The organism is Lysobacter sp. Soil_C_59 (genome assembly GCF_057656415.1).
The window spans coordinates 238,477-257,671 of the sequence record NZ_JBDGKK010000003.1 but is presented as its reverse complement, the minus strand read 5'-3'; the positions used below and the strand labels follow the sequence as shown (position 1 = coordinate 257,671).

Annotated in this window: 18 protein-coding genes and 1 pseudogene; 18 read left to right on the top strand and 1 reads right to left on the bottom strand. The window is 68.2% G+C overall.

Annotated elements, in window-relative coordinates:
• Positions 1 to 54 precede the first annotated feature (54 nt).
• Both AC3A3Q_RS07910 and asnB read left to right on the top strand, forming a co-directional pair.
• Complete coding sequence (locus tag AC3A3Q_RS07910) at positions 55 to 2,322, top strand: thiamine pyrophosphate-dependent enzyme (RefSeq protein ID WP_487585726.1); 2,268 nt, start codon at positions 55 to 57, stop codon at positions 2,320 to 2,322.
• Positions 2,323 to 4,257 (top strand): asparagine synthase (glutamine-hydrolyzing), encoded by a 1,935-nt coding sequence (asnB, locus tag AC3A3Q_RS07905; RefSeq protein WP_487585725.1) that lies wholly within the window; start codon positions 2,323 to 2,325, stop codon positions 4,255 to 4,257.
• A 113-nt stretch (positions 4,258 to 4,370) separates the two neighbouring features.
• On the opposite strand, the gene ygfZ is transcribed toward asnB, so the two are convergent.
• The gene (gene ygfZ, locus AC3A3Q_RS07900) at positions 4,371 to 5,246 is read right to left on the bottom strand and encodes a CAF17-like 4Fe-4S cluster assembly/insertion protein YgfZ (RefSeq protein ID WP_487585724.1); all 876 of its coding nucleotides are present in this window, start codon (positions 5,244 to 5,246) and stop codon (positions 4,371 to 4,373) included.
• Here ygfZ and AC3A3Q_RS07895 point away from each other — a divergent pair.
• The 16 genes and pseudogenes from AC3A3Q_RS07895 to AC3A3Q_RS07820 all read left to right on the top strand — a co-directional run bounded on the left by AC3A3Q_RS07895 (position 5,193) and on the right by AC3A3Q_RS07820 (position 19,187).
• Complete coding sequence (locus tag AC3A3Q_RS07895; RefSeq protein ID WP_487585723.1) at positions 5,193 to 5,441, top strand: DUF1674 domain-containing protein; 249 nt, start codon at positions 5,193 to 5,195, stop codon at positions 5,439 to 5,441. The two genes, ygfZ and AC3A3Q_RS07895, sit on opposite strands and share 54 nt — an antisense overlap.
• A 62-nt stretch (positions 5,442 to 5,503) precedes the next feature.
• Positions 5,504 to 5,914, top strand: a complete 411-nt coding sequence (sdhC, locus tag AC3A3Q_RS07890; RefSeq protein ID WP_487585722.1) for a succinate dehydrogenase, cytochrome b556 subunit — start codon at positions 5,504 to 5,506, stop codon at positions 5,912 to 5,914.
• Positions 5,911 to 6,306, top strand: coding sequence for a succinate dehydrogenase, hydrophobic membrane anchor protein (sdhD, locus tag AC3A3Q_RS07885; RefSeq protein WP_487585721.1), 396 nt, complete (start codon positions 5,911 to 5,913; stop codon positions 6,304 to 6,306). Before sdhC ends, sdhD begins: the two co-directional genes overlap by 4 nt.
• 3 nt (positions 6,307 to 6,309) lie before the next feature.
• Complete coding sequence (sdhA, locus tag AC3A3Q_RS07880) at positions 6,310 to 8,103, top strand: succinate dehydrogenase flavoprotein subunit (RefSeq protein ID WP_487585720.1); 1,794 nt, start codon at positions 6,310 to 6,312, stop codon at positions 8,101 to 8,103.
• A 15-nt stretch (positions 8,104 to 8,118) separates the two neighbouring features.
• Complete coding sequence (locus AC3A3Q_RS07875; protein ID WP_200605439.1) at positions 8,119 to 8,901, top strand: succinate dehydrogenase iron-sulfur subunit; 783 nt, start codon at positions 8,119 to 8,121, stop codon at positions 8,899 to 8,901.
• Positions 8,902 to 9,074: 173 nt separating this feature from the next.
• Positions 9,075 to 9,272 carry an FAD assembly factor SdhE gene (locus tag AC3A3Q_RS07870; RefSeq protein ID WP_245156979.1) on the top strand — a complete coding sequence of 66 codons (198 nt, stop codon included), beginning with the start codon at positions 9,075 to 9,077 and terminating at the stop codon, positions 9,270 to 9,272.
• Positions 9,223 to 9,672, top strand: coding sequence for a hypothetical protein (locus tag AC3A3Q_RS07865; protein ID WP_487585719.1), 450 nt, complete (start codon positions 9,223 to 9,225; stop codon positions 9,670 to 9,672). Before AC3A3Q_RS07870 ends, AC3A3Q_RS07865 begins: the two co-directional genes overlap by 50 nt.
• Positions 9,673 to 9,678: 6 nt before the next feature.
• The gene (locus AC3A3Q_RS07860; protein WP_487585718.1) at positions 9,679 to 10,923 is read left to right on the top strand and encodes a lipoprotein-releasing ABC transporter permease subunit; all 1,245 of its coding nucleotides are present in this window, start codon (positions 9,679 to 9,681) and stop codon (positions 10,921 to 10,923) included.
• Positions 10,916 to 11,635 (top strand): lipoprotein-releasing ABC transporter ATP-binding protein LolD, encoded by a 720-nt coding sequence (lolD, locus tag AC3A3Q_RS07855; RefSeq protein ID WP_487585717.1) that lies wholly within the window; start codon positions 10,916 to 10,918, stop codon positions 11,633 to 11,635. The genes AC3A3Q_RS07860 and lolD overlap by 8 nt, the downstream gene beginning before the upstream one ends.
• Before the next feature lie 14 nt (positions 11,636 to 11,649).
• Positions 11,650 to 14,147, top strand: a pseudogene (locus tag AC3A3Q_RS07850) (DNA internalization-related competence protein ComEC/Rec2); the annotation flags it as partial.
• Complete coding sequence (locus AC3A3Q_RS07845) at positions 14,041 to 14,673, top strand: MotA/TolQ/ExbB proton channel family protein (RefSeq protein ID WP_158731297.1); 633 nt, start codon at positions 14,041 to 14,043, stop codon at positions 14,671 to 14,673. The pseudogene AC3A3Q_RS07850 and the gene AC3A3Q_RS07845, both read left to right, overlap by 107 nt.
• 13 nt (positions 14,674 to 14,686) lie before the next feature.
• Positions 14,687 to 15,145 carry an ExbD/TolR family protein gene (locus AC3A3Q_RS07840; RefSeq protein WP_487585716.1) on the top strand — a complete coding sequence of 153 codons (459 nt, stop codon included), beginning with the start codon at positions 14,687 to 14,689 and terminating at the stop codon, positions 15,143 to 15,145.
• Positions 15,142 to 16,890, top strand: a complete 1,749-nt coding sequence (gene msbA, locus AC3A3Q_RS07835) for a lipid A export permease/ATP-binding protein MsbA (RefSeq protein WP_487585715.1) — start codon at positions 15,142 to 15,144, stop codon at positions 16,888 to 16,890. The genes AC3A3Q_RS07840 and msbA overlap by 4 nt, the downstream gene beginning before the upstream one ends.
• Entirely contained in the window at positions 16,887 to 17,942 is a 1,056-nt protein-coding gene (gene lpxK, locus AC3A3Q_RS07830; RefSeq protein ID WP_487585714.1) for a tetraacyldisaccharide 4'-kinase, read from the top strand. The genes msbA and lpxK overlap by 4 nt, the downstream gene beginning before the upstream one ends.
• Complete coding sequence (gene kdsB / locus AC3A3Q_RS07825; RefSeq protein ID WP_487585713.1) at positions 17,939 to 18,709, top strand: 3-deoxy-manno-octulosonate cytidylyltransferase; 771 nt, start codon at positions 17,939 to 17,941, stop codon at positions 18,707 to 18,709. The genes lpxK and kdsB overlap by 4 nt, the downstream gene beginning before the upstream one ends.
• Complete coding sequence (locus AC3A3Q_RS07820; RefSeq protein ID WP_487585712.1) at positions 18,702 to 19,187, top strand: low molecular weight protein-tyrosine-phosphatase; 486 nt, start codon at positions 18,702 to 18,704, stop codon at positions 19,185 to 19,187. Before kdsB ends, AC3A3Q_RS07820 begins: the two co-directional genes overlap by 8 nt.
• The last annotated feature ends 8 nt before the right edge of the window (positions 19,188 to 19,195 follow it).

Genomic DNA, 19,195 nt, shown 5'->3' with positions numbered 1-19,195 from the left:
AAGACATGCCTGGTCCCGCGCATAGCGCAGGACGACATCCGAGAACCTGAAAAAATGTCCGTACTGCCCAATCCGATCCCCGCACGCATGAAAGGCCTGAACCGGGCCGAGATCTGCGACGTCAACTTCAGCGAGTTCGTCAAGGCCTGGAATGGCCGCGCCGAAGCCCGTCCGACCGCGGGTGAGGCGATCCTCGACGGCAGCGCGCTCGATGCGCGAGGTTTCCGCGAGTTGTTCGAGTCGCAACTAGTCAGCCGCCACCTCGACCTGATGGCGCGCGTGCTGCGCGTGCAGAACAAGGTCTTCTACACGATCGGTTCCAGCGGCCACGAAGGCAACGCGATGGTCGCGCGCCTGACGCGCCATACCGATCCGGCGTTCCTGCATTACCGGTCCGGCGGCTTCATGGCCGAGCGCTTCCGCAAGTTGCCCGGGATGGATCCGGTGATGGATTCGGCGCTTTCGTTTGCCGCCAGCAAGGACGACCCGGCCAGCGGTGGACGCCACAAGGTCTGGGGCAGCAAGCCGTTGTGGGTGCTGCCGCAGACCTCGACCATCGCCTCGCACCTGCCCAAGGCTCTGGGCACGGCAGTGGCCATTGAAGCAGGCAAGCGCCTGGGCCATGCGCTGCCGATTCCGGACGACAGCATCACGATCTGCTCCTTCGGCGACGCGTCGGCCAACCATGCCACCGCGCAGACCGCGTTCAACGCAGCGGCCTGGACCGCCTACCAGAAGCTGCCGGCGCCGGTGCTGTTCGTCTGCGAGGACAACGGCATCGGCATTTCGGTGAAGACCCCGGGTGGCTGGATCGGCAACCGCTTCCGCAACATGGACGGGCTGGACTACTTCACCGCCGACGGCCTCGACCTGGCCGCCGGTTATGGCGACGTGCAGCGCGCCGTCGAGCATTGCCGCACTACGCGCCGTCCGACCTTCCTGCACCTGAAGACCACCCGCATCATGGGTCACGCCGGCACCGACTTCGAGATCGAATGGCGTTCGATCGAGGAACTGTGTGCGGTCGAGGCCACCGACCCATTGCTGCGCTCGGCCGCGATCGCGCTCGAGTCGGGCCTGATGTCGAAGGACGAAGTGCTGGATCTGTACGAGCAGACCAGGAAGAAGTGCTTCGCGGCCGCCGATGAGGCCGACCGCCGGCCCAAGCTCGACAATCTGGCCGACGTAATCGCGCCGCTGGCCCCGTACACGCCGGCCAAGGTCGCCGCCGAAGCCAAACGCGCTGATTACGGTCCGCGCCGCCTGGAAGTGTTCGGCAGCGAGGCCAAGCTGCCGGAGAACCAGCCGCCGCGTCACCTGGCGATCCAGATCAACAATGCCCTGCACGACATCTTCGCCAAGTACCCCGAGACGCTGCTGTTCGGCGAGGACGTGGCGCAGAAGGGCGGCGTCTACACCGTCACCAAGGGCCTGCAGAAGGCCTTCGGCCCGCGCCGCGTGTTCAACACCCTGCTCGACGAGACGATGATCCTGGGCATGGCCCAGGGCTTCGCCAACGTCGGCATGCTGCCGATCCCGGAGATCCAGTACCTGGCGTACTTCCACAACGCCTGCGACCAGATCCGAGGCGAGGCGGCGAGCCTGCAGTTCTTCAGCAACAACCAGTACGCCAATCCGATGGTCGTGCGCATCGCCGGCCTGGGCTACCAGCGCGGCTTCGGCGGCCACTTCCACAACGACAATTCGATCACCGCGCTGCGCGACATCCCGGGCCTGGTGGTGGGGTGCCCGTCGCGCGGCGACGACGCGGCGACGATGCTCCGCACGTTGACGGCGCTGGCCAAGGTCGACGGACGCGTGAGCGTGTTCCTCGAGCCGATCGCGCTGTACATGACCAAGGATCTGTACGAGGCCGGCGACGGCGCCTGGCTGACGAACTATCCCAAGCCTGATGAGGCGATGACGCTCGGCGAGGGCCGCATCTACGGCGAAGGCAACGATGACCTGGTGATCTTCAGCTACGGCAACGGCGTGCCGATGAGCCTCCGCGCGGCGCGGACCATCGAGGCAAAGCACGGCTGGAAGGCGCGAGTGGTCGACCTGCGCTGGCTCGTGCCGCTCAACGAGGAGTTCATCCGCGAGCAGGCACGCAGCGCCAAGCGCCTGCTGATCGTCGACGAAGGCCGCCACAGCGCCGGCGTGGGCGAGGGCGTGCTGACTGCCATTGCCGAGGGTGGTTACGGCGCACGACCGTTCCAGCGCGTCGTCGGCGTCGACACCTACACGCCACTGGCTGGCGCCGCATTCCTGGTGATTCCGGGCGAGGACGACATCGTCGCGGCAGCGGACCGGCTCGCCTGAATGTGCGGTCTCGCCGGACTGTTGCGCGCCACCCCCGACGCCAGTGCTGAGCGGCTGACCACGCTCGCCGGCGCGATGGGCGACGCGCTGGTCCATCGTGGCCCGGACGATCGCGGTGTCTGGACGGAAGCGGAGACCGGCATCGCGCTGGCCCATCGCCGCCTGAGCATCCTCGACCTGTCGCCGCTGGGCCACCAGCCGATGGCGTCGAGCGACCACCGCTTCGTCATTGCCTACAACGGCGAGGTCTACAACTTCGCCGAGCTGCGCGAAGTGCTGGTCGCGCGCGGTCATGCGTTCCGCGGCCATTCCGACACCGAGGTGCTGCTGGCCGCGGTGGTGGAGTGGGGCGTGGAAGACGCGATCTCCCGGTGCAACGGCATGTTCGCGATCGCCCTGTGGGATCGCCAGGAGCGCTGCCTGTGGCTGGCCCGCGACCGCGTCGGCAAGAAGCCGCTGTATTACGGTTGGGCCGGCGACACGTTCGTGTTCGGTTCGGAGTTGAAGGCGCTGTGGCGCCACCCGGATTTCGACAACGGCGTCAGCCGCGATGCGCTGGCCCTGCTTTTGCGCCTGGACTACATCCCGGCGCCGCATGCGATCCATGAAGGCACCTTCAAGTTGATGCCCGGCTCGCTGCTGCGCATTGACGCGGCAGCGGTGGCCGGTGGGGCAGGCGCGCACGACCCGCAGCGCGACCAGCGCCGATACTGGGATCCGCGCGAACGCATGGAAGCGGCGCTGCGTGCGCCATTCAAGGGTGACGAGCGCGAAGCGGAGAACCGCCTCGACGAGCTGCTGCGTGATGCCGTCGGCCTGCGCATGGTCGCCGACGTTCCAGTCGGCGTGTTCCTGTCGGGCGGCACCGATTCCTCGATCGTCACCGCGCTGATGCAGGCACAGAGCCGGCATCCGGTGCGCACCTTCACCATCGGCTTCGAGCGCTCGCACCATGACGAGGCGCACCTCGCGCGCGAGGTTGCCGAGCATCTGCATACGGCGCACACCGAGCTGTACGTGACCGGCAGCGATGCGCTGGCAGTAGTGCCGACGTTGCCGGCGATGTTCGATGAACCCTTTGCTGATGCCTCGCAGGTGCCGACCGCGCTGGTGGCGCGCCTGGCGCGCAGCGCGGTCACCGTGGCCCTGTCGGGTGACGGCGGCGACGAACTGTTCTTTGGTTACAAGCGCTACGAGCGCGCCTTGCGCAACTGGCGCTGGCAGCGGCGCGTGCCGTCACCGCTGCGCAAGGCGATGGCGCGCAGTGCGACCGGTCATGGCGAGTCCTCGCGCACGGGCGGCTTTGCCGCACTCGCGGCGGAGATGGGCGCGTGCGGCATCGGCGACGTCTACCGCCAGCGCATCGCCCGCTGGCGCGATCCAACCTGCGCCGTGCCTGGCGCGCAGCTTCCGGCGACCTTGTACGACCAGCCAGATCCGCTGCACGGCGCCGGCACCGCGGCCGACGCGATGATGCTGGCCGACTTCAGCGTCTACCTACCCGAAGACCTGCTGTGCAAAGTCGACCGCACCAGCATGGCGGTGAGCCTGGAGGCGCGGGCGCCGCTGCTGGACTGGCACGTGGCCGAGTTCGCCTGGTCGTTGCCGCTGGCGTTCAAGCGCCACCCCAAGGGCAACAAGTACCTGCTCAAGCAGGTGCTGCGGCGCTATCTGCCCGACGAGATGGTCGACCGCGGCAAGCGCGGGTTCGGTGCGCCGGTCAGTGACTGGCTGCGCGGCGACCTGCGCGAATGGGCCTCGGCGCTGCTGGACGAGCAGCGCCTGCGCGAAGAAGGCTACTTCGATGCCGCTGCCGTGCACGGCATCTGGCGCAAGTTCCTCGACGGCGAACGCAAGTGGCACACGCACCTGTGGAACGTGCTGATGTTCCAGGCGTGGCACGAGCATTGGCGCGAGCAGCGGCGCGCGACCTAGCCGCCATCCCGGCATTTCAGTTCCGTCATCCCGGCGAAAGCCGGGATAACGGTGACGAGTCTGATGTGTTGTGGGCCTGGGTCCCGGCGTTCGCCGGGACGACGAGTGTGGGGTCAGCGCCCGAGTCCGCCGCGCAGCGGCAGTTCGCGCACGGCGACATCGCCCGCGCTTGTTTCCTGAGGCTCTCGTTCCAGCGGCAGCACCGCCAGCGCGACATGCCGGTCGCCGGCATCGACAGCCGAAACCAGCTTGCCCAGTGCCAGGGCGCCAGCCATCACATCGGTTCCGGCAACAAGCGTCGCTTTGGCTTCGAAAAGCGCCAACCCACGCTTGGCCTGACCAAGGAAATGCGTACGCGCGACGATCTCCTGGCCCGGATAGCAGCCCTTCTTCACGCTGAAGGCCTGCAGGCGTTCCAGGGACAGCTGCTGCGGCGTCCAGTGGCCAGCCTGGGAGGCGGGCAGGCGCGGCAGGCCGTGCTCGAGGTCGTACGCCTGCCACCGCGCCAGCGCCAAGGCATCGGCCGTGCCAGTGGCACCGCCAGAAATGCGCAGGCTGCGCGGCCGGCCATCGCCGCCCAGGTCCATTTCGACCGCCTCGACCCCGTCATCACCGGCAAGAGCGGAGCCTTGTGCCATCGCCGGTGCCGTAAAGGAACCACTGACGTGCAGATCCTGGCGAAGTTCGATCTTGACTTTGCTGCGAAACACGAAGCGCTGCAGTGCGGCGGCCAGCTCGCCGGGATCGGCATCGGGCAGGAGCAGCCAGAGCGCCTCATCGGACAGTTTCAGCAAAGCGAACAGCGCCACCACGCGCCCCTTGGGCGTCAGCCAGCCATTCCACTGCCAGCTGCGCGGCTCCAGCAGGCCGACGTCGTTCATGAACTGTGCCTGCGCAAAAGCGACCGCATCACGCCCGCTGAGCGCGATCAGGCGATGGTCGGGCAGGGCGAAGGCGAGGCCGGCGGCGGCCTGCGGGTTGTCATGCATGGGGGGCGGGAATTAACATTCAGCGCCGTGATGATAGGCCAAACCCCACCCGTTGAAGCGCCCGAGGCAGATTCGACTCCGCAGCCCGCGCCATTGACGGATCCCAACAGGCCAAAGGAGCACGGCGGGCGCGAAGGCCCCGAACCGACCCGCTACGGCGACTGGGAAAAGAACGGCCGCTGCATCGATTTCTGACGCGTCACCACGCTTCCCCGCCACGCGGCTCCTGCCGCCCAGCTCAGAGAACGCCATAGCCCATGGCTAACGATCCACGCGTCCGCGAACGCCCCCTGTCACCGCACATGCAGATTTACAGCTGGCAGGTGCAGATGGTGACCTCGATCCTGCACCGTGGCACAGGCATCGTCCTGACCCTGGGCAGCCTGCTCGTTGTGTGGGCGCTGGTGGCAATGGCTGCCGGTCCCGAATCCTGGAGCACCTTCACCGCCTGCGCGCGGTCGCCGCTGGGCTTCCTGGTCCTGTTCGGCTGGAGCTGGTCGCTGGCTTACCACCTGCTCAACGGCATCCGTCACCTGGTGCAGGACGCCGGTTACGGCTACCGCATCGAAGCGTTCGTGCGCAGCAGCTGGATCTCGGTCTTCGGCAGCCTGGTGCTGACGGTGATCATCTGGCTGCTGGCGATGATGGCCCAGCGGGGTGGCGCATGAGCACCAACAACAACCGCCTGCGCAACCCGCTCAAGACCGCGCGCGGCCTGGGCTCGGCCAAGGACGGTACCCATCATTTCGTCGTCCAGCGCGTGACCGCCATCGCGCTGGTGTTCCTGTCGATCTACGTCATCGGCCTGATCCTGTCGCTGATCGGTGGCGATTACGCCAGCGTCCGCGCCACCGTCGGCCACCCGTGCAACGCGGTGCTGCTGTCGGCGTTCCTGATCGCCTCGTTCTGGCACGCCAAGCTCGGCATGCAGGTGATCATCGAGGATTACGTCCATACCCCGGGCCTTGCGATGGCATCGCAGCTCGCGGTCGTTTTCGTTTGCGTTCTCGCGGCATTGGCCAGCGTGCTCGCCGTCATCCGCATCGCGCTGGGAGCCTGATACATGGCCGCCGCTTACAAGATCCATGAACACACCTTCGACATGGTCGTCGTCGGCGCCGGTGGCGCCGGTCTGCGCGCCACCTTCGGCCTGGCCCAGAAGGGCCTGAAGACCGCCTGCATCACCAAGGTCTTCCCGACCCGTTCGCACACCGTGGCCGCCCAGGGCGGCGTCGCCGCGGCGCTGGCCAACATGGGCGAGGACGACTGGCGCTACCACTTCTTCGATACCGTCAAGGGCTCGGACTGGCTGGGCGACCAGGACGCGATCGAGTACATGTGCAAGGAAGCCATCCCGGCGATCATCGAGCTGGAGCACTACGGCGTTCCGTTCTCGCGCACCGACGACGGCAAGATCTACCAGCGCCCGTTCGGCGGCATGACCACCCGTTACGGCGAAGGCCCGCCGGCGCAGCGCACCTGCGCCGCCGCCGACCGCACCGGCCACGCCATCCTGCACACGCTGTACCAGCAGTCGCTGGCGCATGACGCGCAGTTCTTCATCGAGTACTTCGCGCTCGACCTGATCATGGACGCCAACGGCGCCTGCCGCGGCGTGCTTGCGCTGGACATGGCCGAAGGCACGCTGCACCTGTTCAAGGCGCAGGGCACGGTGCTGGCCACCGGCGGCTACGGCCGCGCCTACTTCTCGGCGACCTCGGCCCATACCTGCACCGGCGACGGCGGCGGCATGGCGCTGCGCGCGGGCTTGTCGCTGCAGGACATGGAGTTCGTGCAGTTCCACCCGACCGGCATCTACGGCGCCGGCTGCCTGATCACCGAGGGCGTCCGCGGCGAAGGCGGCATCCTGCGCAACAGCAACGGCGAGCGCTTCATGGAGCGCTACGCACCGAGCGTGAAGGACCTCGCCCCGCGCGACATGGTCAGTCGCGCGATGACGATGGAAATCCGCGAAGGCCGCGGCGTCGGCGAGTTCAAGGACCACATCCTGCTCGACCTGACCCACCTCGGCCCGGAAGTGATCCACGAAAAGCTGCCGGGCATCGCCGAGTCGGCGCGCATCTTCGCCAACGTCGACGTTGAGAAGCAGCCGATCCCGGTGATCCCGACCGTGCACTACAACATGGGCGGCATCCCGACCAACTACCACGGCGAAGTGGTGCAGCTGCGCAACGGCAACCCGGACGAAGTCGTCCCGGGCCTGTACGCGATTGGCGAAGCGGCCTGCGTGTCGGTCCATGGCGCCAACCGCCTGGGCTCGAACTCGCTGCTCGACCTGGTCGTGTTCGGTCGCGCCGTCGCCAACCGCGCCGCCGAGACGGTCAAGGTCGACGGCAAGCAGGCGCGCCTCGCCGGCGATGCCTGCGATTCGGCCCTGGCCCGCCTGGACAAGCTGCGCAACGCCAACGGTGGCACGCCGACGGCGGTCATCCGCGACAAGATGCAGCGCACGATGCAGGCCGACGCTGCGGTGTTCCGCACCGGCGAGACACTGGCCGACGGCGTGCGCAAGATGCGCGAGATCCACGCGTCCTTCGGCGACGTCAAGGTGGCCGACCGTTCGCTGATCTGGAACTCGGACCTGATCGAGACCTACGAGCTGTCGAACCTGCTCGACCAGGCGCTGGTGACGATTGTTTCCGCCGAGAACCGCACCGAGTCGCGCGGCGCCCACGCCCGCGAGGACTTCCCGGACCGCGACGACGCCCACTGGCAGAAGCACACCCTGTGCTCGGTCACTGAAAGCGGCGAAACCGCCATCGACTATCGCCCGGTGCACATGTACACGTTGAGTGACGACGTGTCCGTGGTCCCGCCGAAGAAGCGCGTCTACTGATCCGGAGCGAGCAACGTGGCTGAATTCTCACTACCCAAGAACTCGCAGATCCAGAAGGGCCGCCACTGGGCGTCGCCGGGCGCCAAGCAGCCGCGCACCTTCAAGGTCTACCGCTGGAACCCCGACGACGGCATGAACCCGCGCGTGGACACCTACGAGGTGGACATGGCGACGTGCGGCCCGATGGTTCTGGACGCGCTGATCAAGATCAAGAACGAGATCGATCCGACGCTGACGTTCCGTCGTTCGTGCCGCGAGGGCATCTGCGGTTCGTGCGCGATGAACATCGACGGCACCAACACGCTGGCGTGCACCAAGGCCATTGGCGATTGCGGCAAGGCCGAAGTGCCGATCTACCCGCTGCCGCACATGCCGGTGGTGAAGGACCTGGTCCCGGACCTGACCCACTTCTACGCCCAGTACGCGTCGATCAAGCCGTGGCTGCGCACGCAGAGCCCGGCACCGTCCGACCGCGAGCGCCTGCAGTCGCCGCAGGACCGCAAGAAGCTCGACGGCCTGTACGAGTGCATCCTGTGCGCGTGCTGCTCGACCAGCTGCCCGAGCTACTGGTGGAACGGCGACCGTTACCTGGGCCCGGCGATCCTGCTGCAGGCCTACCGCTGGATCATCGACTCGCGTGACGAGGACACCGGTGCGCGCCTGGACGATCTGGAAGATCCGTTCAAGCTGTACCGCTGCCACACCATCATGAACTGCGCGCGCACCTGCCCGAAGGGCTTGAACCCGGCGCAGGCGATCGGCGAGATCAAGAAGCTGATGCTGGCCCGTCGCGTCTGACGGCGCGCGGACCGGTGACAACACCAGGGGCGCACTCACGGGTGCGCCCCTTTTTTTCGTCATCCCGGCGTACGCCGGGATCCAGGCCTGGAACCGGGAAGAAAGACGTGGAAGGCATCAACGAAGCCGACGAACGCGAGCTGCGCCGCCTGCGCTGGCGCTGCCGGCGCGGCATGCGCGAGCTTGACCAGCTGTTCGAGCGCTACCTCGATCGCGCCTGGCGCCAGGCCGGCGAGGACGAGCGCGTCGTTTTCCTACGCTTGCTGGAAACCGAGGACGATAAGCTCTGGCACTGGTTCATGGGCAACGACGCGCCAACCGATGCCGACCTCGCAGCGCTCGTCGCGCGCATCCGCTCCCTGCCTCCTTGAGTGGCGTCCGTCACGACTGCTCGCCGCGGCGCTGGCGTCGCTGGGCATGCTGGCCGCTTTGGCGGTGATCGGCTCTGAAATGCCCCTGCCGCTATCCCTGCCATTGGCGCTGCTGGCGGCCGGGGAGGGGATGCGGTTGGCCCGCCGCGAGTGCATGCGGCCCAAGCGGCTGCTGGTGATTGGCGGCGACGGCACGGCCACGCTGGACGGACAGGCGATCACCGGCCTGAGCGTCGAGTGGCGCGGGTCCCTGGCTTTCATGCGATTGGTGGACAGCGCCGGCCGGCCGTCACGCCTTGCCTGGTGGCCCGACACCCTCCCGGCCCCCGCCCGCCGTGAACTCAGGCTGGCCGCTCCGGTCAAAGCCGCTGCGCTTGAGCCGCCTTCGATGGCACCATAGTCCGATATGTTCAAACCCATCCCAGTGGCCATAGGCCTGCGCTACCTCCGGGCCAAGCGCCGCAACGGTTTCATCTCCTTCATTTCGCTGGCGTCCATCGCCGGCATCGCGCTGGGCGTCACGGCGCTGATCACCACCCTGGCGGTGATGAGCGGCTTCCAGCGCGAGATCCGCGACCGGATGCTGCAGATGGCCGCACACGCCACCGTCAGCGCCTATGGCGAACCGCTGACCGACTGGCAGCAGGCGGTCAAGACCGCCGTGGCCGACGCGCGAGTGGCCGGCGCCGCGCCCTACATCGAGAAGGAAGCGTTGCTGTCGGGTGCGCGCAACCAGCCTGCGATGGTGCGGGCGGTGTTGCCGGACCAGGAAGGCAAGGTGTCGGTGCTCGCCGAGAAGATGGTGCAGGGCAAGCTCGACTCACTCGAGCGCGGAAGCTTCAACATCGTGCTGGGCAAGGAACTGGCGCTGTGGCTAGGCGTCGGCATCGGCGACAGCGTGGTGATGACCACCAGTGATTTCCGCAGCACGCCATTGGGCGCGGTGCCGCAGCTCAAGCGCTTCATCGTCAGCGGCATCTTCGAGGCCGGCTACAACGAGTACGACAAGGGCCTGGCCGTCGTCAACTTGCACGACATGCAGCGCCTGCTGCGCATGGGTGACGGCGTCACCGGCGTGCGCCTGCGCCTGCACGACATGGACAAGGCCTGGGACGTCGCCCGCGACCTGGCGGTGAACCTGGGCGGCCCGTACCGGGTCAGCGACTGGACCAGCGAGAACGCCAACATGTTCCGGGCGCTCAAGATGGAAAAGACCATCATGGCGATCCTGCTGTCGCTGATCATCGCGATGGGCGCCTTCAACCTGGTCAGCTCGCAGGTGATGCTGGTGACCGACAAGCAGGCCGACATCGCGATCCTTCGCACGCTCGGCCTGACCCCGCGCGGCGTCATGCAGGTGTTCGTGGTGCAGGGAACATTGATTGGCGTGATCGGTACCGTGATCGGCGTGATTGGTGGCATCGTCCTGACGCTCAACCTCGAACACATCCTCAAGGCGATCGAAGCCGTGCTCGGCGTGCAGCTGCTGCCGGAGGACGTCTATTACATCACCGGCCTGCCGACCGAACTGCAGAGCAGCGACGTGGTGATCATCGCCGCGGTCGCGCTGGCGATGGCGTTCATGGCCACGATCTATCCCGCCTGGCGCGCCGCGCGCACGGCTCCGGCGGAGGCGCTGCGCTATGAGTGAGATCAACAACCACAAGCACACGGGCGAGTCGATCCGGGCCGAGGGCCTGGCGATGACCTATGCCGAAGGCAAGATGCGCACGCCGGTGTTCGAAGGGCTGCAGCTGTCGGTGCAGTCGGGCGAGACGGTTGCGATCCTTGGCGCGTCCGGTGCCGGCAAAAGCACGCTGCTGCACCTGCTCGGCGGGCTCGACACGCCCACCGCCGGCGAAGTGTTCGTGGCCGGGCAGCAGATGAGCTCTTTGTCCGACGCCGCGCGCGGCGCACTGCGCAACCGTGCGCTCGGCTTCGTATACCAGTTCCATCACCTGCTGCCGGAGTTCACCGCGCTGGAGAACGTGATGCTGCCGGTGCTGCTGTCCGGCGCGCATGTTGCGGACGCTTCCAGAAGCGCGCGGGCGCTGCTGGAGTCGGTCGGCCTGGGTCACCGCCTCGAGCACAAGCCCGGCGAGTTGTCCGGCGGCGAGCGCCAGCGCGCGGCCGTCGCGCGTGCGCTGGTCAACCGTCCGGCCTGCGTGCTTGGCGACGAGCCCACCGGCAATCTCGACGAGAAGACCGCGCAGACGGTGTTCGAAATCATGCTCGCGCTCAACCGCGAGCAGCACACCAGCCTGGTGCTGGTGACCCATGACCGGCGCCTCGCACGGCGCCTGGATCGCGTGCTCGAACTGCACGAAGGCAAGCTGCGCGAGCTGAGCCACGCCGAGGTCTAAGACAGGGAGAGGTCATGCGCGACGCGGCAAGGACGCCGCCGTTCGGAACCACCGCCGCACTGGCACTGCTGACAGGCGTCTGCGCCTGCCTGTGGCTGCCGTGGTTGTTGCCCTGGCCAGGTTCGATCGGGCTGTTGTTGATTGGGATTGCCGTTTGCGGGCTCGGCCTCCGGGCCGGCCGCGCTGCGCTCATGCTGCCTGGCTGGTTGGTGCTGGGCTTCGCGCTGGCGGGCCTGCATGCGGCGCATTCGCTGGCGTTGCAGCTGCCCGCTGAGCTGGAGCATCAGGACGCACGGGTCCGCGGTCGCATCGTCGACCTGCCGGTGCACGAAGTTGCGCGCAGCCGTTTCGCCTTCCGTGTTGACGACGACGAGACGCAGCGGCGGCCGCTGCGGGGGCGCACGCTGCGTCTGGCCTGGTACGACCGCAGTCTGAAGGCGCGCTCCGCGCTGAGGGCAGGGCAGCGATGGCAATTCGACGCGCGCCTGCGCGCACCGCGCGGACTGCGCAACCCCGGCGGGCTCGACAGCGAACGGTATGCACTCGCGCAGCGCATCGCCGCCACCGGTTATCTGCGGCAGCCGCAGCAGGCACTGCTGCTGGCGCCGGGAGATGGGTTGGAAGCGTGGCGCGAAGACATGTCGGCGCGCATCGCTTCACTGGATCGGTCGTCTTCGCGGTTCGTGCGCGCACTCGCGCTGGGCGACACGCGCGCGCTCGACGATGGCGACTGGCACGTCCTTCGCGCCAACGGCCTTACCCACCTGATCGCCATTTCCGGTTTCCATGTCGGCCTGGTGGCGGGATTCTTCGCGCTGATGGCGCGGGCGTTGTGGTGGCTGTGGCCGGTGGCGCTGGCGCGGCGCATGCCCGCACAGATCGCGGCGGCCGGTGCCGGTTTGTGCGGCGCAGTGCTATATGCGGCGGTCGCCGGATTCGCGCTGCCGACGGTGCGCACCGCGCTGATGATCGGCGTGATCGCCGCCGTGCGAATGTTCCGCAGGCCGCTGCGGATGGCCGATTCTCTGGCATTGGCGGCCATCGCGGTCCTGCTCGCCGATCCGATGGCCGTCCTCGGTGCCGGGTTCTGGCTCAGCTTCGCGGGCGTCGCGTGGCTGCTCTGGTGCCTGCCGCATGGCGGCGGGCGACCGCTGCACGACTTCCTCTCGGCGCAGGGCGTGGCGACCGTGGGACTGCTGCCGTTGAGCGCGGTGCTGTTCGGCCAGGCCTCGCTGGCCGGGTTGCTGGCCAATCTGCTTGCGGTGCCGTGGTGGAGCCTCGTTGTGGTGCCGCTGTCGCTGCTGGGGCTGGCGCTGGAGATGCTGGCTCCCGGCAACGGTGCCTGGGCCTGGAACCTTGCGGCGGCGGCCTTCGAGCTGACCTGGCCGATGTTCGAGCATCTGGCCGCGACCCCGCTGGCGGTCTGGTGGCTGCCCGAACCTGCGTGGTTCGCATTGCCGATGGCGTTGCTCGGTGCGTTCTGGCTGTTGCTGCCGCGTGGCGTGCCGGGCAAGCCGCTGGCATTGCTGTTGTGGTTGCCGCTGCTGTGGCCGGATCGCCACCTGCCGCGTCACGGTGAGGCCGAGCTGCTGGTGATCGATGTCGGCCAGGGCCTGTCGGTGCAGGTGCGCACGTCGCGGCACGCGCTGCTCTACGACATGGGCCCGGCGGTCCGCGACGGCTTTGACGCCGGCGAGCGGGCAGTGGTGCCGACCCTGCACGCGATGGGCGTTCGCCGGATCGACCGGTTCGTGGTCAGCCACGCCGACAATGACCACGCCGGTGGCCTGGAGGCCGTGGGCCGGGTGTTCGCGACGACGGACTTGCTGGCGCCGGAGGGCGCCCCGCTGGCGGACGCCAGGCCTTGCGTGGCGGGACAGGCCTGGGTCTGGGATGGCGTCCATTTCCGCGTCCTGCACCCGGCGCCGTACTTCCCCTACCTCGGCAACGAGGCCAGCTGCGTGCTGCGGATCGAGGCAGCCGGGGCCTCGGCGCTGCTGACCGGCGACATCGGCGAGGCGGTCGAGCGGATCCTGCTGCGCCGGGACCCCGCCTCCCTGCGCGCCGACGTGGTGACGGTGCCGCACCACGGCAGCGACGGCTCTTCCGACCCCGGATTCGTGGCCGCCACCGGTGCCCGCCATGCCCTGGTGGCGTCCGGCCACGGCAACCGGTTCGGGCATCCCAAGCCCGCAGTCGTCGAGCGCTGGGGCCGGGCCGGCGCCCAGGTCCATGACACCGCCCGCGCCGGCGCCCTGCGTGTGCGGCTTCAACAAGGCGGCGTGAGCGTGGAATCGCGACGGCAGGCACAGCCGCGGCTGTGGGATGCAGCGCAACGCGGGGAGAGGGGCGCGGCTGGGCTATCCTATCGGCCTGATTAACACGGCCGAGGGCCGGAGGTTGGCGTGCTGGAACTGGTCAAGGCCGGCGGTTGGCCGATGATTCCCCTGTTGTTGCTGTCGGTACTGGCCCTGACGCTGATCGTCGAGCGCGCCTGGTCGCTGCGTCGCAGCGTGGTGCTGCCACCCAATCTGGGCAAGGAAGTGCGGACCTGGGCGGGCAGCGGCAAGCTTGACCCGGCGCACATCGAGTCGCTGCGCAAGACCTCTCCCCTGGGCGAGCTGCTGGCGGCCGCCCTGGATGTCCGCCTGCGCCCGCGCGACCAGATCCGCGAGCGCATCGAGGATGTCGGTCGCCATCTGGTCCACAAGATGGAGCGCTACCTCAACACCCTCGGCACGATCGCCGCGGCCGGCCCGCTGCTGGGCCTGTTCGGCACCGTCGTGGGCATGATCCAGATGTTCCTGGGCATCCTCGACCACGGCATCGGCGACGTGAACCAGCTTGCCGGCGGCATCGGCAAGGCGCTGGTCTGCACCGCCGCCGGCATGATCGTGGCGATCCCGGCGCTGATCGCGCACCGCTGGTTCCGTGGTCGCATCGGCGAGTACATCGTTTCGATGGAGCACGAGGCCATCGCCCTGATGGACACGCTCGACACGCGCCCGGCCGCCGTGCGCACGCCGCAGGCCGCCTGAGGCTCACGTCACGATGCGTATCCGCGACCACCGCGCCTTCGAAGACGGGCTGGAGATCAACCTGGTTCCGTTGATCGACGTGATCCTGGTGCTGATCATCTTCTTCGTCGTCACCGCGACCTTCGACGCGCGCTCGGTGCTCAAGCTCGAGCTGCCGCGCGCCACCGGCGAGCCGGCCAGCGACACTTCCAAGGCGTTGATCGTGCTGGTCAATGCCGACGGCCGTTACTTCGTCGACGACCGCGAAGTGCTGCGCAGCGATGTCGAGTCGCTCAAAGCGACCATCGCGGAAGTGGCCGGCAACGACCGCGACCGCGCGGTGATGCTGCGCGCCGACGCGCGCACGCCATACCAGGCCGTGGTCACCGTCTATGACGCACTCGGGCAGCTGGGCTTCCGCAAGGTCATGAACGCCACCGCACCGCAGACACGCGAAGGCGCGGGTGGACCCGCCGCGGGGGCGGGCAAGTGAGCGACGCACCGTCGCCCTGGTCGACCTACCGCCGCCTGCAGGACTTCGTATCGCCGTATCGCGGGGTGCTGCTGGTAGCGCTGCTGGGCATGCTGATCGAAGCCGCCGCTGCCGGCGCCTTCACCTGGCTGATGAAGCCGGTGGTCGATGAAACCTTCATCAACAACAACCGCAAGCTGAGCCTGCTGCTGCCGCTGGCCATCGTCGGCATCTTCGTTGCCCGCGGCATCGCCGGTTACATCACCGACACCTTCATGGCGCGCGCCGGCCGCAGTATCGCCCGCGACCTGCGCGTGATGGTGCTGGGCAAGTACATGCGCCTGCCTGGACTGCGCTTCGACACCGAGCCGGTTGCCTCGATGCTCACCCGCCTGGGCTCGGACAGCGACCAGGTCGCGCAGGCCGCGATCGATGCCGCCAAGGTGATGCTGCAGCAGTCGCTGCAGGTCGTGGCGATGATGGGCGTGATGCTCTACTACAGCTGGCGCGTGACCCTCGCCATCCTGCTGCTGGGCCCGCTGCTGGCGTGGACGATGGACACCGTCGGCCGTCGCTACCGCCGCATCGGCCATCGCATCCAGGAGAGCGGAGCACAGCTGCTGCAGTCGGCCGACCAGGCTCTGTCGAACCATCAGGAAGTGAAGGTATACGGCGCCCAGGGCGCCGAACTCGAGCGTTATTCGGGCCAGGCCAACCACCACCTGCGCCTGAGCCTCAAGGTCGAGTCCACGCGCAGCATCTCGTCGGCGGTCGTGCAGCTGATGGGCGCGGTCGGACTGGCGCTGCTGCTGTTCTTCGCCGGTCGCGAAGCTGCCAATGGTCGTCTCAGCGCGGGCGATTTCGTCAGCCTGATGACCTCGATGCTGGCAGTGATCCCGGCGCTGAAACAGCTGACCAACGTGCAGGGCATGTTGCAGCGTGGCGTGGCTTCGGCCGAACGCCTGTTCGACGTGCTCGATACCCCGGACGAAATCGACACCGGCCGGCGCCCGCTCGAGCGTTCGCAGGGCCTGCTCGAATTCCGCGATGTCACCGCGCGTTATCCGGGCCAGGCACAGCCGGCGCTGTCCGACATCAGCTTCGTCGCGCGCCCCGGCACGGTCACCGCGATCGTCGGCCGCTCCGGCAGCGGCAAGTCGACGCTGATCAAGTTGATCCCGCGCTTCTACGACATCGAAGGCGGGCAGATCCTGCTCGATGGCCATCCTCTGCAGGACTATCGCCTGCAGGACCTTCGTCGCCAGATCGCGCTCGTCGGCCAGCAGGTGATGCTGTTCGACGGCACCGTCGCCGCCAATGTCGCCTACGGCGAGTTGCAGAGCGCCGGCGAACCGGCGCTGGAGCAGGCGGTGCGCGGCGCCAACGCGATGGAGTTCGTCGAGCGCCTGCCGCAGGGCATGCACACCGAGATCGGTGCCAAGGGCGGCCGTCTTTCCGGCGGCCAGCGCCAGCGCCTGGCGATCGCACGCGCGATGCTCAAGGACGCGCCGATCCTCATCCTCGACGAAGCCACCGCCGCGCTCGACACCGAGTCCGAACGACTGGTGCAGGACGCGCTTGACCACCTGATGCCCAACCGCACCACGCTGGTCATCGCCCACCGCCTGTCGACGATCGAACACGCCGACCAGGTGCTGGTGCTCGACCAGGGACGCATCGTCGAGCGCGGCACGCACAGCGAGCTGCTGGCACACGGCGGCCTCTACGCCCATCTCCACCGCATGCAGTTCCGCGAGGCTGAATGAGTAAACGGTCGTCGCAAACCCCGGCGTTCTGGTACGACGACGTGCGCGTGCCGCTTGGTGCGCGCCTGCTTTCGGCGGTCTACGGTTCACTCAGCGGACTGCGGCGCAGCCTGTACCTGAAGGGCTGGCTCAAGCGCCAGCACCCGGGCGTGCCGGTGATCGTGGTCGGCAACATCACCGCAGGCGGCGCCGGCAAGACGCCGCTGACCATTTCCCTGGTCGAGCGCCTGCGTGCCGAGGGCTGGAGTCCGGGTGTCGCCAGTCGTGGCTATGGCCGCGACGATTCCAGCGCGGCGATGTGGGTCGATTTCCGCAGTCCTGCCGATGCCGCCGGTGACGAGCCGGTACTGATCGCGCAGCGCACCGGCGTGCGCATCCGCGTCGACCGCGACCGCGCTGCCGCAGCCAAGGCTCTCGCCGAAGCGGGCTGCGACCTGGTGATCTGCGACGACGGCCTGCAGCACTACAAGCTCGCGCGCGACATCGAGATCGAAGTGGTCGACGGCCGCCGTCGCTACGGCAACGGCCAGCTGCTGCCGGCCGGACCACTGCGCGAGTTGCCCGAGCGCGGTGCCCGCTGCGACTTCCGCGTGGTCAATGTCGGCGCCGGTGGCGTCGGCAATGGCGATACCGGTTTCGGCGAATGGCCGATGCGCCTGCTGGCCGACCAGGCCCAGCCGATGCTGGGCGGACGTCCGCGCCGCCTGACGTCGTTCTCCGGCCAGCGCGTGCATGCGGTGGCTGGCATTGGCGATCCCGAGCGATTCTTCTCGATGCTGCGTGGTTTCGGCATTGCCGTGGTTCCGCACGCGTTCGCCGACCATCATCGCTACAGCGCCGAGGACTTCGAGTTCGGCAGCCGCGAATTGCCGGTGCTGATGACCGAGAAGGACGCGGTGAAGTGCACCGCGTTCGCCGACGACCGTCACTTCAGCGTGCCGGTGCGTGCCGAGTTGCCGGAGGCGTTCTGGGTCTCGCTGCTCGATCGCCTGTCGGGCAAGGCACGCCCGTATCGCAATGGCGCCGGTGCGACCGAAGGGAAGCTTCCGTGAGCAAGGATTTCGTTGTCGCAATCCCGGCCCGGCATGCCGCGACCCGCCTGCCAGGCAAGCCGCTGCGCCTGCTCGCCGGCGAGCCGCTGGTGCTGCACGTGGCGCGCCGTGCGCTGGCGGCAGGCGCTCGCGAAGTCTGGGTGGCCGCCGACGACGAACGCATCGCCGCGGCCATTGCCAACTGCGGCGTCCGCGTGGCCATGACCTCGCCCGATCACGCATCGGGCACCGACCGCCTCGCCGAGTGCGCACGCATCGCCGGCTGGAGCGACGACACCGTCGTGGTCAACCTGCAGGGCGACGAACCGTTTGCCCCTGCCGCCGGCATCCGTGCCGTGGCCGCGCTGATGCACGACGGCGACACCGAGATGGCGACGCTGGCCGCGCCGGTGACCGACGTCGAAACGCTGCTCGACCCAAACGCGGTCAAGCTGGTGCGTGCCGGCAACGGCAATGCCCTCTACTTCAGCCGTGCGCCCATTCCGTGGCCGCGAGATGCCTTCGCCCGCGACCGCAGCAGCATGCCGGGGCAGGGCGAATGGCTGCGCCATATCGGCATCTACGGCTACCGCGCCGGATTCCTGCAGCGCTTCGCGGCGCTGCCGGCGGGGCGGCTGGAACAGATCGAATCGCTGGAGCAGTTGCGCGTGCTCGAAGCTGGTTACCGCATCGCGGTCGGGATCACACCGGAGCCGTTCCCGCCTGGCGTGGATACCCCGGAAGACCTTGCCCGTGCCGAGGCCTGGATCGCTGCCGGCCGTGGCTGAACCGGTTCGACTGCTGGTCGTCTGTCTTGGCAACATTTGCCGCTCGCCGGTTGCTGAAGGCGTTCTGCGCGCACGCATCGCCACCTCTACCCTGGCCGGCCAGGTCGAGCTGGATTCTGCGGGGACGGGCGACTGGCATGTCGGCCAGCCACCGGACCGTCGCGCGATCGCCAATGCCGCCGAGCACGGAATCGACATTTCCGGCCTGCGCGCACGCCAGCTTGCCGCCGATGACTACCAGCGCTTCGACTGGTTGCTGTGCGCCGACCGCGCCAACCTGCGCGACGTCCAGGCGCGTGCCCCCCGCGGCGCGCGCGCCCGCAGCGCGCTCCTGCTGGAATGGACAGGAACGGAGGAGGGCGGCGAAGTGCCCGATCCCTACACCGGTGGGCCGGCGCAGTTCGAGCACGTCTTCCAGTTGCTCGACCGCGCGGCCGACGGCGCCATCGCCAGGCTGCGGCGCGAATACCGGTTGTAGCCGCGAAG

Excerpts from the sequence above, each read along its gene's own strand:
- asnB (WP_487585725.1), top strand. The coding sequence starts at position 2,323 with ATGTGCGGTCTCGCCGGACTGTTGCGCGCCACCCCCGACGCCAGTGCT.
- AC3A3Q_RS07860 (WP_487585718.1), top strand. The coding sequence starts at position 9,679 with ATGTTCAAACCCATCCCAGTGGCCATAGGCCTGCGCTACCTCCGGGCC.
- sdhA (WP_487585720.1), top strand. The coding sequence starts at position 6,310 with ATGGCCGCCGCTTACAAGATCCATGAACACACCTTCGACATGGTCGTC.
- AC3A3Q_RS07840 (WP_487585716.1), top strand. The coding sequence starts at position 14,687 with ATGCGTATCCGCGACCACCGCGCCTTCGAAGACGGGCTGGAGATCAAC.
- sdhC (WP_487585722.1), top strand. The coding sequence starts at position 5,504 with ATGGCTAACGATCCACGCGTCCGCGAACGCCCCCTGTCACCGCACATG.
- sdhD (WP_487585721.1), top strand. The coding sequence starts at position 5,911 with ATGAGCACCAACAACAACCGCCTGCGCAACCCGCTCAAGACCGCGCGC.
- AC3A3Q_RS07895 (WP_487585723.1), top strand. The coding sequence starts at position 5,193 with ATGGTCGGGCAGGGCGAAGGCGAGGCCGGCGGCGGCCTGCGGGTTGTC.
- AC3A3Q_RS07910 (WP_487585726.1), top strand. The coding sequence starts at position 55 with ATGTCCGTACTGCCCAATCCGATCCCCGCACGCATGAAAGGCCTGAAC.
- ygfZ (WP_487585724.1), bottom strand. The coding sequence starts at position 5,246 with ATGCATGACAACCCGCAGGCCGCCGCCGGCCTCGCCTTCGCCCTGCCC.
- AC3A3Q_RS07865 (WP_487585719.1), top strand. The coding sequence starts at position 9,223 with ATGCCGACCTCGCAGCGCTCGTCGCGCGCATCCGCTCCCTGCCTCCTT.
- lolD (WP_487585717.1), top strand. The coding sequence starts at position 10,916 with ATGAGTGAGATCAACAACCACAAGCACACGGGCGAGTCGATCCGGGCC.
- AC3A3Q_RS07870 (WP_245156979.1), top strand. The coding sequence starts at position 9,075 with ATGCGCGAGCTTGACCAGCTGTTCGAGCGCTACCTCGATCGCGCCTGG.
- lpxK (WP_487585714.1), top strand. The coding sequence starts at position 16,887 with ATGAGTAAACGGTCGTCGCAAACCCCGGCGTTCTGGTACGACGACGTG.